The sequence below is a fragment of the Desulfosarcina variabilis str. Montpellier genome (assembly GCF_048565275.1).
In the GTDB taxonomy this organism is placed as follows: domain Bacteria; phylum Desulfobacterota; class Desulfobacteria; order Desulfobacterales; family Desulfosarcinaceae; genus Desulfosarcina; species Desulfosarcina variabilis.
On sequence record NZ_CP159846.1, the window covers coordinates 9,475,413 to 9,488,457 of the forward strand.

Genomic DNA, 13,045 nt, shown 5'->3' on the forward strand with positions numbered 1-13,045 from the left:
AGTAGGATTGAGCCATGAATGAAAAAGACTTAAAATTCTTTGAAGAGCTCCTTCGCAAACGGTTAGAAGAATTGCTTAGCCATGCCGGTGAAACGGTATCCGGAATGACGGAACAAAAAGAAAATTTTCCAGACCCAACGGACCGCGCAACACTGGAATCAGATCGCAATTTCATGTTGCGTATTCGTGACCGGGAACACAAACTGATCAAAAAAGTAAAAAAGGCACTGCAGCGTATTGAAAACGGAACCTTTGGTATCTGCGAAAGCTGTGGAGAAGACATCTCTATCCAAAGGCTCAAGGCAAGACCGGTCACCACCCAGTGTATCGACTGCAAAACCAAAGAGGAGGCTTTTGAAAAAGCCCTTGGTATCTGATTGATGGGTGCGGCGGGCGGCATCGATCTGCATATTCACTCGACGGCGTCCGATGGTACCCTGACACCATCCGAAATTCTTGCGCTGGCGGTCCAGCTGGGCCTTAAAGCTATCGCCATCACAGACCACGACACCCTATCCGGTTCGGTTCGTGCCCTGGCCAAGGGCATCCCATCCTCGCTTGACTTTCTGACCGGGATTGAAATCAGTGCGGCAGCACCGGCCGGATATCGTCTTAAAGGCAGTGTTCACATTCTTGGATACGGTATCGATCCTCACCATGCCGGTTTGTGCGCACTCTTGAAAAAATTAATGACCGCCAGAAAAAACCGGAACCCCAAAATAATCGCCCGGCTCAATGAATTGGGAATGGATCTGTCCATCGAAGAATTGAACCAGATCACAGGTGGCGGCACGGCAGGCAGGCCCCATATCGCCCAGCTGATGGTAAACAAAAATATGGCCAGCTCCATTGATGATGCCTTCGACCGTTTTCTGGGAAAGGATAAACCCGCTTACGTCAACAAATACCGGGCCCCCATGGACCAGGCCATTGGTGCCATCAACGCGGCCGGTGGAATCGCGGTGCTTGCCCATCCTTACCTAAACAACATTCATGAGCCATCGATCTTCGAAACATTTTTGCTGACCCTCAAATCCATGGGGCTTGGCGGAATCGAAGCGCTTTATCCGGAGCATCCAAAGCAAGCAACAGATCTGTACTGCAGGCTAGCTCGCAAACACGGCCTGTTGATCACCGGTGGAACGGACTGTCATGGTCAAGTCACCCCCGGTATTCAAGTGGGTATTGGAGATGGCACCTTTCATGTCCCCTATTCGATTTATCAAGCATTAGTCGCCCACCTGGACCATTGACAATGACCAACCCTACCCAACCGGATCAGTCCATTGAACATTTAATTGAGCGTTTGGGATATCCATTCAACGATCCCAATCAACTGGTCAGCGCGCTGTGTCACAGCTCCTATGTGAATGAACAACCGCAGCCGAGCATGACCAGCAACGAACGTCTGGAATTTTTAGGCGATGCGGTGCTGAACCTGGCCATCAGTCACTTATTGATGCATCATTTCCCTGACCTGGCGGAAGGGGAACTATCGCGAAACCGGGCCTTTCTGGTCAACGAAACCCGCCTGGCGGCCATTGCCCGCGAAATTGGCATCGGCCCCCACCTGCTGCTGGGCAAAGGCGAGGAATTGACCGACGGCAGGGATAAAAGTTCCATTCTGGCCGACGCCGTCGAGGCGATCATTGCCGCCATCTACCTTGACGGGGGATTCGAGGCTGCCTTTGCTTTTGTTGAAAAACAATTCAAAGAACGACTGCACAAATCCAACCGCAGCCGCTATGCAACCGACTATAAGAGTCAGCTTCAGGAGCGTGTCCAGTCCCTTTATCACCAGGTTCCCAAATATCAGGTAGTCGCAAGCAGAGGGCCCGATCACGATAAAACCTTCACCGTTCGAATGACCGTGGCGGGTATCCGTGCCGAAGGGGACGGAAAAAGCAAAAAAATGGCTGAACAGGAAGCCGCGCGGGCAGGTCTTGAACAGCTTGATCAATCCCGTTGACATAATCTGACATGAAATCCCGGATCATGCCATTCGTCCATGAGCGGCCCCTGGTTATCCCGCTTTTTATTCCCCACCTGGGATGTCCCCATCGGTGCGTGTTCTGCGACCAGCGCACCATCACCGGGTCAGGCGGTCAACTCCCCACACCGGATCAAATCCGCGCCGAGGTCAATCGCTATTTAAGCTTCACCCATAAACACTATTCCAGCATCCAAATCTCTTTTTTTGGCGGCAGTTTTCTGGGCCTCGATCAAGCAGTGACACTTCAATTGCTGGACATCGCCGCCGACTTCGTCGATCGCGGTGTGGTTGACAGCCTGCGCTTTTCCACACGGCCGGACACGATCCGCCCGGATCGCCTTGCGGACATCGCTCCGTATCCGGTCAAAACGGTGGAGCTGGGCGTTCAATCCATGAACGACGCTGTGCTGGCCGTCTGCCGGCGCGGTCACACGGCTACGGATACCATTGCCGCAGCCACACGGCTCAAAGATGCGGGTTACCAGTTGGGCCTGCAAATGATGGTCGGGCTGCCCGGAGACGACGATCACGGGGCCATGACCACGGCCCGTCAGCTGGTCCGTCTCAACCCCGATTTCGTTCGCATTTATCCCACCCTGGTCCTTTCCGGCAGCCCACTGGCCCGGATGCATCGCTCCGGCCAATACCAGCCCATGGACATAGACGCCTGCATCAGGCTGGTGGCACGACTTTACCTGTTGTTCAAAGCCAATGACATTCCTGTTGTTCGCATGGGGCTTCAGGCTTCAGACGGGCTTGCTGATCCCGGTGCCCGGCTGGCCGGCCCCTATCACCCGGCCTTCGGCCATCTGGTACACGGCCAAATCGTACTGGATGCCATCTGCCGTGCGCTGGCCGACATGAAAGCGTTTCCCCATAGGCTTACCATCGGCACCCATCCGAGCATGATATCGCGTGTTCAAGGGTTGAACAAACGCAACCTCCACTATTTGCAGAAGCACCATGGTTTTAAAAAGATATCGATTATCCAGGATGAAAACATCAAACCCGATCAGCTGATAGTCGGCGATCAATCGATCTATTTTTAAAACTAAAAATCCCCGCCACTGGCGGGGATTTTCAGGAGGTTGATACTTCAGGTGGTGAACAAACAACAAAATTTGATCAGGCCGGCGCTTTTTTGAACAATCCGGTAATCTGAGAGAACCAGATACCGCTCAACAGATAGGCATACACATAAGTGCCAAGGATGATCAGTACAAAGGCTTTGACAATATCCATGGCACTGCCGTCCAGACTGAACGCCGGCACATATCCGAACAGGAACGGGCCCAGGTAGAGAAACTTGGCGAACTTGAACGCGGCAAATGCCGTGCGCCACATGTTGGCCTTGGCGATGGTCGCCCCGGCAAAAGCGGCAATGCACACCGGTGGGGTAATGTTTGAATCCTGGGAGAGCCAGTAAACGATCATATGGGCGGCGACTTCGTTGACCCCTAAATGGGTCAGGGCCGGCACGGCCACCACGGCCGTGATCAGGTAGGCGGCGGTCACCGGTACGCCCATGCCCAGCACCAGGGAGGCCAGTGCGATCAGCAGAATCGTCAAAATCAGGCTACCGCCGGCCAGTTCGATGACAATATCGGCAAAGGTCAGCACCAGTCCGCTGTAGGTGAGCACCCCGATAATCACACCGATCACGCCCACCGTGGCCCCGATCTTCAGACTACTAGTGGTGCCGATACGGCAGGCATCCACAAACTGGGTCAATTCGGTCTTCAAATCAGCACCCTTGGCCCGCCGACGCACGGCCAGAATCACCGCGAAAATCAGGCCATAAACCACCAGGTAGCGCTCGGTAAAAATCCGTTTCACCGGGGCAACGCTTTCGGGTCCCATCACAGCGGTCATGCCGCGCAGCAGCCATCCGCCCAAGAGAACGAAGGCCATCACCCAGACCACGGTAAGATCAATCTTGGTGTCGTCGCCGCCCTTGAAGCTGACGGCCACGCAGGTGGCCAACCCCAAGATGGCCGAATAGCCCGGCGAAAACCCAGTGAGCATGAAAATGGTAATGACCACCAGGGGCAGAATGTAGATCCACTCTTCTTTTAGGATCTGCATGGCGGGCTTTGCGGAGCGCTCGCCGACGACGTTGTATTTTTTGGCTTCCCAGTGGATCATCATATAAACGCTGAAAAAATACATAATGGCTGGAAAGATGGCGATCAGCATAATTCTGGAGTAGGGCAGGCCGGTCATTTCCGCCATGATGAATCCGCCAGCCCCCATGATCGGCGGCATAAACATACCACCGATGGAGGCGGCCGGCTCGATACCACCGGCAATGTGGGGCCTGAACCCGGCTTTTTTCATCATGGGAATGGTGAAGGTGCCGGTGGATACTGTATTGGCGATGGCGCTGCCCGAAATCGAACCGAACAACCCACTGGCGATCACCGATACCTTAGCAGGGCCACCGACTTTATGGCCCACGGCAGCCAGCGGCCAGTCGATGAAAAATTTCTGGGCGCCACATCGTTCCAAAAAGGCACCGAACAAAACGAACAGGACCACATATGTGGCCAGAACGTTGGCCATAATGCCGAAGACACCGTCGCCCTTGTAAAAAATACTGGTGCACATTCCCGGCAGGGTATCCCCGGCATGGGCGATGAGATCCGGCATATGGGCACCGTACATTCCGTAGAGCAGAAAAAGCGTCCCCAAAATGACAAAGACGACGCCGACTACCCGGCGGGCCACTTCGATGCCGATCAGAACACCCACCACGGCAATCCACTGATCCAGTGGCGTTTCGGCGCCGGTGCGGTAATTGATGGCCTCAAAATTGAAAATCCAGTAGCCTACCGACCCGATGGACAGGACAATCAGTATGTAATCCACCACCCGCATGACTTTGCTTTTGGACCGGTAGAGCAAAAAACACAGAATATAGGTAATAATGACATAGATACCGCGGTGATACTGCAAGTTGGCAGGCTCGACCACAGCGGACCAGGAATAAAACAGGACCAGGATAACGGCCAGGGTATCGAAAATGATTTTTTCGAAATTTTTTAAATTATCATACATGGCTCATCTGCCGTTCTTGAAATTGACGTAGGGTATGCGGGGCGCATTGTCACCGCCCCGCAGCCGATGCCTGCATTCATTCGACCTGTGCGGTTAACCGTTAGCGCTAAGCGATTAGCAAAATGATTTCAAAGAATGGCTGCATTTTGGCATTCAACCTAAAGAGCTAATCGCTAACAGCTAATTGCACAGCTCGCATTTATTTGAGAACGCCCATTTCTTTCCAGAACTTTTCGGCACCTGGATGCAATGGGGTGGCCACACCTTTGAGGCCTTTTTCCAAAGCCATGGCCTTGAAGGTCTTTTTCTGGGCAACCATCCATTTCAATCCTTCAGGCGTGTAAATCGCTTTGAGCATGTCAAACACCAGATCGTCCGGCGTTTTGGTATTGGCCACCAGCAAGGTGGTGTCCCGCCAGGAATTCACATCCTCGGTAATCCCGCGATAGCGACCGTCCGAGGTGGGAATGGTGAACGGCTCGAAGTTTTTGTATTTATCATAGAATCCGAATTTTTTGGCATCGGCGTCCAGGTCCACCATGGCAATGGAATTCATGGTGGCCGCCTGGATGACCGCTGAACTGGGATAGGCGGTAAACAGCCAGAGGGCTTCCACCTGGTTGTTGCTCAGCGCGTCAGCACCGGCATTGTAGCTGATCGCATTACGTTCGATCTTGTCCCATACGCCCAGGTGGGTAAAAAACATTTCGCAATAGGAAAAGGCGCCGGAGCCGGCCGGTCCGACAGCCACACGCTTGCCGACCAGATCCTTGACGCTTTTAATACCGGCCCCCTTTAACACTACCAGTTGGGCCGGGGCTTCATAAAGGTAAGATACGGCCATGACGTTGGTATATTTTCTGGAGTCGTTGACCATGAGGCCTTCGCGACCGGCGAAAACATGCCCGGAATACACCGTACCGAAGTGAGCCTTACCTGAGTTGACTTTTCTCAGGTTCTCAGTGGATCCACCCGACGATTGCACTTTGATGTTGTAGTTCAGAGCCTTGACCGGTTTATAGGTGGCGATGGCCTGGCCCACAATCTGAAAGGTGCCGCCCGCCGGTCCGCCGGCGAAAATGATTAACTTTTTGGCGGCAGCGCCGGGAACGATGGTCACGGACAGCATGAGCACTAAGCTTACACACAACAAAATGGACAAAAATCGTTTTTTCATGGTCGGTCTCCTTTTTTTGCTGAATTTATTAGACAATCAATTCTTACCGAGACCTACCGATTATATCAATTGGACGATTTCTGATTCTGGTGTAGTAAATTTTCTTACAATCACAAAGACCGTTCACGCGGCTTCGGATATAGTGCCGCTGATATGGGTGCCGGATTCAGGGGCACGCTGAAACGCACCCGGCTGCCGCCGCCAGGACTGGACGATACACTGAACGCGCCGCCCACCAGTACCGCCCGTTCACGCATGCCCGCCAGGCCCAAGGACTCCTCATCACTGAAGGTCTCAACATTGAACCCCTCGCCATCATCGGCAACCGTCAACACCAAGTCCTCTTTTTCCATGGACAGGGACACCTCCGCATGGGTGGCCCGGGCGTGGCGGGCCACATTGGTCAGTGCTTCCTGGGCAATCCGATAGGCGGCCGTGGCAATGGCATTATCCATTTTGGCAATTGTGGTATGGGTAAAAATGCAGGTGATCTGGCTGCGGCGTTCAAACTCCGTGGTGTACCACTCCAGGGCATCGACCAGCCCCAAATCGTCCAAGACCCCCGGGCGCAGCCGGATCGCCATTCCGCGCACCTCTTCGATGGTGGTGTCGATCAGGGCGCACATGGCTTCCGCACGCCCTGCGGCTTTTTCATCAACGGCCTTGATGCGCTCCTGCAACCAGACAGCGTCCATGCGCAGGGCGGTCAGTAATTGGCCCAATTCATCGTGCAACTCCCGGGCAATGGCGGTGCGCTCATTTTCCTGGTTGGCCATGATCGATCCCGAAAGCCGCCGCAATTGATCCTGGGCCTTCTTCAGTGCAGTAATATCCGTGGCAATACCGCACACGCCGCGAAGATGGCCGGACTCTTCGTAAATGGGAAACTTTACCGACAGATAGGTATGCCTGCCGTCTTCCTGGTCGATCGTCTCTTCCATGTTCAGGGAACGGCCGGCAGCCAACACGCGCTCATCGTTGGTCTGGAACTGCAGCGCCACGGCCGGTGGAAGAAAGTCATGGTCGGTTTTGCCGCGCACATCCTCTTTACGAACCCCGAAAAGCTCTTCATAACGACCGTTGATCAACAGATAACGACCGTTCGTATCCTTGATGTAAACCACATTGGGGGAGTATTTGAGGATCGCGCTGATTTCTCCTGTGCGGATACTCACCTGCCGTTCCAGTTCCCGGGAATAGCGGCTGAGTTCTTCCTTGGCCAGACGCAGGTCCTCCTCGACCCGGTTACGCTGGGTAACATCGATGGAAACCGCCAAGGATCGCAAAATTCTTCCTTCGCTGTCACGCTCGGCAATGGCCGACATGGATGCCTCGATGATCTCGCCGTTCTTTTTGACATATTGGTATGAGATGTCCGAACAAAAACCGTCCCTGAAAAACTGAGGAAATACGGTTTTCAGGGCAAAGGTCCTGGCCTGGGAGGTGAAGAAATCGGTCAAGGGCCGGCCGATGACCTCTTCGCGGGCATAGCCCATGATTTGGGCCCAGTAATCACTTACGCTGAGCAGTCTTCCCTTTGGATCGATGGAATGCAGCATGGCCGGGGTATGATGGTACAATGAGCGGTAGCGGGCTTCACTCTCTCGCAAGGATTTTTCTGCAATACGCCGACGCTGGATTTCACGGCTGGCTTTACGATACAAGACCAGAACCGAAATACCGATCAGCATAGAAATCAACAGGGCCACCGGCCCGACGATGCGCAGTAAGGGAGCGGAAATGGATTTGGCGATCAGACGGGTGTCGCGCAAATGAAAAATCGTCCACCCGTCAAACAGATCGACCGGCACCTGATGCATCAGAAAGCGATTCCCCTGATTGTCTTCCACATGATTCTCATCCCACAGATGAAGTCCGGTCCAGGCCCAGGGCCCATCGCCGAACTGACGTTTGGCGGCGATCTGTCTGCGCCGGTCCTCAGGCAACTGCCAGGCCAGCCTGAAAAGCCAGTCAGGGCGGTTGGAAATGAAAATCACGCCCTGGGGATCGGTGACCAGCACGACATCTTCGGACTGCAGTCCCAGTGCTTTTTCGGTTTTTTCAATGGAGGTCTTGATCACGGTGACACCGATGGGGGGGGCGTCGGGATCATCGTAGACCGGATAACTGTGGTACACGCCGCGCTTGGCTGAAGTGGTGCCCAGAGCCAGGTAGGCACCGCGTTTGCCAATGGAGGCATCCTTAAAATAGGGCCGGAAGGAGAAGTTCTGGCCCACAAAACTGTCCGGTGCATCCCGGTTGCTGGAGGCGATGGTCAGGCCCTTGATGTCCATCAGGTAGCAGACATCGGCATCCAGGGTGCTCACGAACCGATTCAGCACCACATCAGCGGCGTAGATGTCTTCAACCGTTTGTGTCCGCAACGCACGCTGTATGTCCGGCATGGCCGCCAGGGTGGCGACGGGTTTGCGATGTTCCGACAAGAAGAAGTTGAGGCTTTTGCTCACCAGTTTCAGGCTGGCCCTGGCCTGACGTTCGGCGTCCTGAAAGGCGGCTTTGCGCAAGGCGGAATAGTAGAGTGCGCCGCCGGTGGAGGTCGACAAAAAGGCGAGTAAGGAAAGAACCAACAATATATGACGCAAGCCCATAATGGTGCTGTCCATGGATTGATTTCAGGACCGGCTTTTTTCTATGAGCAACTATGTCAAAATGGGGATTGGGTGTCAATGCTGTCTATAGTTTATGAGCTGTAAGCTATAAGGTGGAAGGTGGAAGCTCATGAGCTGTACGCTCATGAGCTAAATCAACTGCCATCAGCGGGAGCGGCCGTCAAAACCCATCAAACGGAGGCAGCAGACCGCAGCATAATCCGGCAGTCGGCCACCACGGCGCCTTTGCCCTTGCCTTCGGGATAGACGATCAGGGGGTTGATATCCAGTTCGCTGATCTGTGGGTGATCGTCCACCAGGGTCGAAACCCGCAGGATGCACTCCCTTATGGCAGCCAGATCCGACGGCGGGTTGCCGCGCACCCCCTGAAGAATATTGAAGGTTTTGATGGAGCGAATCATGTTCTCTGCACTGGCGATACGCATGGGGGCCAGGCGAAAGGTCACGTCTCTCAAGGCTTCCACAAAAGTGCCGCCCAGACCGAACATGACGATGGGGCCGAATTTGGGATCCCGGGCACAACCAATGATCACCTCCACGCCCTTGCCGGCCATCTCCTGCATCAACACCCCGTCGATTCTGGCTTCCGGGTTGAAACGCAGGCCGCCCGCCACAATTTCGTCAAAGGCCTGGCGGGCCTGGTTCGCATCGGCGATGCCCAGCCGCACCCCGCCGGCATCGACCTTGTGAATGATGTCCTTGGACGCGATCTTCATGGCCACGGGACCGTGCATGGCCTCCATGGCGTTCGTGATCTGCGATGGATCGGATACCAGCCGGCTGGTGAGCAAAGGCAGGCCGTAACAGGCCAGCAGATCGGCGGCTTCCCGCTCGGGCAGGTAGCACTTGGGTTGTCCGCCCAGTTTTTCTGCGATCAGCCGGGCCGCGTTATCTCGCTCGACGGAAAAATGGGGCAGATCGCGATGTCCGATGTTGAGCCGTTCGCCAAAACGCATCATGGCGGCCATGGTGCGCGAGGCCGCCTCGGGAAAAACGTAGTTGGGAAGACCGTTTGACTCCAGATGAGCCACCCCCTCGGACACGTCGGTAATCCCCATGAACGAACAGAGGATCGGCTTGTCGGTCTGGCGGGCCACATTGGGAACGATCTGGGCCGTCTCCAGGATATCGGTCATGGCCTGGGGAGTAAGCAGCACAATGGCGCCGTCTACGTTGGGATCCTGCATGACGGTTTTAAGAGCGCTTTCGTAACGCTCGTGGGTAGCATCGCCAATCACGTCCACCGGATTGTGAATGTTGGCTGTGGGCGGCAGGCAGCGTTTCAGTTTTGCGGTGGTTTCATCGGTAAATGCGGCCAGCTTGAGTCCCTGGCGCACGGCCGCGTCCGTGGCCATGATGCCCGGCCCACCGGCATTGGTCACGATGGCGATGCGTCGCCCCTTGGGCAGCGGCTGGCGGGAGAAGGCCATGGCGTAGTGAAACAGCTCGTTGATCCCGTCCACGCGCTGGATGCCGCTTTGCAGGAAGATTGCGTCGTAGGCCGAATCCGAGCCCACCAGGGAACCGGTGTGCGAAGCCGCGGCCCGGGCCCCTTCCGAGGAAGTGCCCGACTTGACGGCCAGGATCGGCTTGCCTTTGTTCCATGAGATGTCGCTGGCCACATCGATAAAGGCCTGGCCTGCGGTGAGATCCTCCAGGTACATGCAGATCACCCGGGTCTGCGGATCCTCGCCCAGGTAATGTAAAAGATCGATCTCGTTGACATCGGCCTTGTTGCCGAAGCTGATAAACTTGGAAAAACCGATCTTGCGCCCCTCGGCGTAATCCAGCACCGAAGTGCAAAGCGCCCCGGACTGGGAAATGAACCCGATGTTCCCGGGACGCGGCATCAGACGGGCAAAGCTGGCGTTCATGCGCACATTGGTATCGGTGTTGATCACCCCCAGGCAGTTGGGTCCCACCAGGCGGATCTTGTGGCGAGCGGCAATCTCTTGAATCTGTTTTTCAAGCGCTGCCCCCTGGCCGCCGATCTCCTTGAATCCCGCGGTGATGATCACCGCGCCGGTGACGCCTTTACCGGCGGCTTCTTCCAGTAGCTCGGGCACGGCCTCCGGCTTGACGATGATCACGGCCAACTGCACCGGGTCGGGTATGTCGGAAAGGGTCGGATAAGTCTTGACCCCGTATATGGATTTGAGTTTCGGGTGCACCGGGTAGAGCACCCCCTGGAATTCACCCTGAATCAGGTTGCGCATGACGGCCTGGCCCACGCTTCCGGACCGGTTGGTGGCGCCGATGATGGCGATGGATGTAGGGCTGAAAATGGTGTTGATATTGTCGATCATACTGAGTCTCCTTAAAGAATGTGGATCAGAGAGGTCCAATCGTGTGGACCGTTTCAACGCTTTGCATCAACAGCGGGCTTCGATCTCCTGCCAGATGGCCTTCATCGTATGCCGGACGGTGCGCCGGCGATCACGATAGGTGGTATGCAGCAGGTCGTGGGCCCGGTGCGAATTGGGTTCACCGAGAAATGCATCGTAAATCTTGCCGATCAGTGGGTTGTTGTGGGACTGGCGCACCGGCCGCTCGCGATCGATGTCGTACAGGGCCGCCTGGCGCTGCTGCCAACCGGCTTGATAGGCCTTTTTGCTGCGTGGCTGGCCGCCGCCGCCCATGCATCCGCCGGGACAGGCCATGACTTCGATAAAGTGGTAAGGTGACGCTCCGCTTTTTACCATTTCTGCCACCTGGCGGGCCGCCTTGAGGCTGTGGGCCACGGCCACCTTCAGGGGGGGTGTTCCGTTTTTCAGATCCACCGTGGCTTCACGGACCTGGTCGTTGCCCCGGACGGCCTCGAATTCGATGGATGCCAGCTCACTGCCGGTGACCACCTTGTGCACCGTTCTCAGGGCCGCCTCCATCACCCCGCCGGTGGTGCCGAAAATGGCCGCCGCACCGGAATAGTCACCCATCCAGGGGTTGTCATAAACCGACGGTGGCAGGCCCGCCAGATCGATGCCCTCACGCTCCAGCAAACGGGCGAACTCCCGGGTGGTCAGCACCACATCCACGTCCGGCGCGCCGCTGGTCTGAAACTCGGGGCGCCGGGCCTCTTCTTTCTTGGCCGTGCAGGGCATGATCGAGACCACCCGCATCCGGCGCGCATCAATGCCCATCTCCTGGGCCAGGTAGGTTTTGGCCATGCTGCCGAAACACTGCTGGGGGGACCGGGTGGTGGAGATGTGAGGAAGAATTTCCGGGAAGTTCTTCTCGGTAAAATTGATCCATCCCGGACAGCAGGAAGTAAACATAGGCAGCCGGCCGCCATCGGCGATGCGGCGCAGCAGCTCTGTGCCTTCCTCCATGATCACCAGGTCGGCGGTGAAATTGGTGTCCAGCACCACATCACCGCCCAGATGTTTCAAAGCCGTGACGATCTGACCCTCGACGTTGGTGCCGGCCGGCATGTTGAAGGATTCCCCCAGGGCCACGCGAATGGCCGGAGCAAATTGAAAGACGGTCACTGTTTGCGGATCGTAAAGGTAGTCAATCACCGTTTCGGTGTTGTCGCGCTCAGCCAGGGCACCCACCGGACAGACCAGGATGCACTGACCGCAGGCCACGCAATCCGAATCGCCCAGGGGCAGGCTGTCGCGCACGCTGATTTCCGTGGCCAGACCTTTTTCAGTGATCACCAGGGCATCGGTACCCTGTATTTCTCGGCACACCTTGACGCAGCGCAAGCAGCGGATGCATTTGCTCATGTCGCGCACGATGGCCGCCGACGAATCATCGCGGGTACGCTGTTTGTAAAAATGGGGATAGTGGTAGCGCGACTGCTGCAAGCCCACGAACTGGGCCACATCCTGAAGCTCGCAATTGCCGTGGCGGATACACACGGCACAGTCCTGGTTGTGGTCGGCCAGGAGCAGTTCCACTTGAAGGCGCTGCTGTTCACGCACCGCAGGGGTGCGGGTTAGCACGGCCATCCCCGTTTCCATGGGCGTATTGCAGGCCGTGACCACCTGCCGCGATGCATCGCCTTGACGCTGGATTTCCACCAGGCACACCCGGCAGGTGCCCGGGGTGTGGTCCAGGTCGGCCATCTCGCACAGGGTCGGGATAAAATGGCCATAGCGTTTGGCCACGCCAAGGATGGTTTCATCTGCCGCGAATTCTACCGGTTTGCCGTTTATGGTTGCTGTCATCGTCATGCGCATTCTC

9 protein-coding genes are annotated in these 13,045 nt (G+C 56.1%); 4 read left to right on the forward strand and 5 right to left on the reverse strand.

Annotation, left to right across the window (positions count from 1 at the left end; translation table 11 throughout):
• Nucleotides 1-14: 14 nt before the first annotated feature.
• Genes dksA through Dvar_RS42530 form a run of 4 tightly spaced genes read left to right on the forward strand, consistent with a single transcriptional unit; the run spans nucleotide 15 to nucleotide 3,042 of the window.
• Nucleotides 15-377: an RNA polymerase-binding protein DksA gene (gene dksA, locus Dvar_RS42515; RefSeq protein ID WP_419659532.1), complete on the forward strand. Its 363-nt coding sequence runs from the start codon at nucleotides 15-17 to the stop codon at nucleotides 375-377.
• 3 nt (nucleotides 378-380) lie between these two features.
• Nucleotides 381-1,253, forward strand: a complete 873-nt coding sequence (locus Dvar_RS42520; RefSeq protein WP_419659533.1) for a PHP domain-containing protein — start codon at nucleotides 381-383, stop codon at nucleotides 1,251-1,253.
• Nucleotides 1,254-1,255: 2 nt separating this feature from the next.
• Nucleotides 1,256-1,969 carry a ribonuclease III gene (rnc, locus tag Dvar_RS42525; RefSeq protein ID WP_419659534.1) on the forward strand — a complete coding sequence of 238 codons (714 nt, stop codon included), beginning with the start codon at nucleotides 1,256-1,258 and terminating at the stop codon, nucleotides 1,967-1,969.
• A 26-nt stretch (nucleotides 1,970-1,995) separates the two neighbouring features.
• Nucleotides 1,996-3,042, forward strand: coding sequence for an elongator complex protein 3 (locus Dvar_RS42530; protein ID WP_419659535.1), 1,047 nt, complete (start codon nucleotides 1,996-1,998; stop codon nucleotides 3,040-3,042).
• A gap of 76 nt (nucleotides 3,043-3,118) precedes the next feature.
• Here the strand turns inward: Dvar_RS42530 and Dvar_RS42535 are convergent, their stop codons facing one another.
• From Dvar_RS42535 to Dvar_RS42555, 5 genes are all read right to left on the reverse strand, one after another.
• A complete protein-coding gene (locus Dvar_RS42535) occupies nucleotides 3,119-5,050 on the reverse strand; it encodes a TRAP transporter permease (protein WP_419659536.1) in 1,932 nt (643 codons plus the stop codon).
• A gap of 199 nt (nucleotides 5,051-5,249) precedes the next feature.
• Nucleotides 5,250-6,227 carry a TAXI family TRAP transporter solute-binding subunit gene (locus Dvar_RS42540; RefSeq protein ID WP_419659537.1) on the reverse strand — a complete coding sequence of 326 codons (978 nt, stop codon included), beginning with the start codon at nucleotides 6,225-6,227 and terminating at the stop codon, nucleotides 5,250-5,252.
• Between the two features lie 110 nt (nucleotides 6,228-6,337).
• Nucleotides 6,338-8,851, reverse strand: a complete 2,514-nt coding sequence (locus Dvar_RS42545) for a PAS domain S-box protein (RefSeq protein WP_419659538.1) — start codon at nucleotides 8,849-8,851, stop codon at nucleotides 6,338-6,340.
• A gap of 176 nt (nucleotides 8,852-9,027) precedes the next feature.
• Nucleotides 9,028-11,163 (reverse strand): acetate--CoA ligase alpha subunit, encoded by a 2,136-nt coding sequence (gene acs / locus Dvar_RS42550; RefSeq protein ID WP_419659539.1) that lies wholly within the window; start codon nucleotides 11,161-11,163, stop codon nucleotides 9,028-9,030.
• A gap of 66 nt (nucleotides 11,164-11,229) precedes the next feature.
• Nucleotides 11,230-13,035 carry a [FeFe] hydrogenase, group A gene (locus tag Dvar_RS42555; protein ID WP_419659540.1) on the reverse strand — a complete coding sequence of 602 codons (1,806 nt, stop codon included), beginning with the start codon at nucleotides 13,033-13,035 and terminating at the stop codon, nucleotides 11,230-11,232.
• Nucleotides 13,036-13,045 lie beyond the last annotated feature (10 nt).

Coding starts and splice junctions, on each gene's coding strand:
- dksA (WP_419659532.1), top strand. CDS start 15: ATGAATGAAAAAGACTTAAAATTCTTTGAAGAGCTCCTTCGCAAACGG.
- Dvar_RS42520 (WP_419659533.1), top strand. CDS start 381: ATGGGTGCGGCGGGCGGCATCGATCTGCATATTCACTCGACGGCGTCC.
- rnc (WP_419659534.1), top strand. CDS start 1,256: ATGACCAACCCTACCCAACCGGATCAGTCCATTGAACATTTAATTGAG.
- Dvar_RS42530 (WP_419659535.1), top strand. CDS start 1,996: ATGCCATTCGTCCATGAGCGGCCCCTGGTTATCCCGCTTTTTATTCCC.
- Dvar_RS42535 (WP_419659536.1), bottom strand. CDS start 5,050: ATGTATGATAATTTAAAAAATTTCGAAAAAATCATTTTCGATACCCTG.
- Dvar_RS42540 (WP_419659537.1), bottom strand. CDS start 6,227: ATGAAAAAACGATTTTTGTCCATTTTGTTGTGTGTAAGCTTAGTGCTC.
- Dvar_RS42545 (WP_419659538.1), bottom strand. CDS start 8,851: ATGGACAGCACCATTATGGGCTTGCGTCATATATTGTTGGTTCTTTCC.
- acs (WP_419659539.1), bottom strand. CDS start 11,163: ATGATCGACAATATCAACACCATTTTCAGCCCTACATCCATCGCCATC.
- Dvar_RS42555 (WP_419659540.1), bottom strand. CDS start 13,035: ATGACGATGACAGCAACCATAAACGGCAAACCGGTAGAATTCGCGGCA.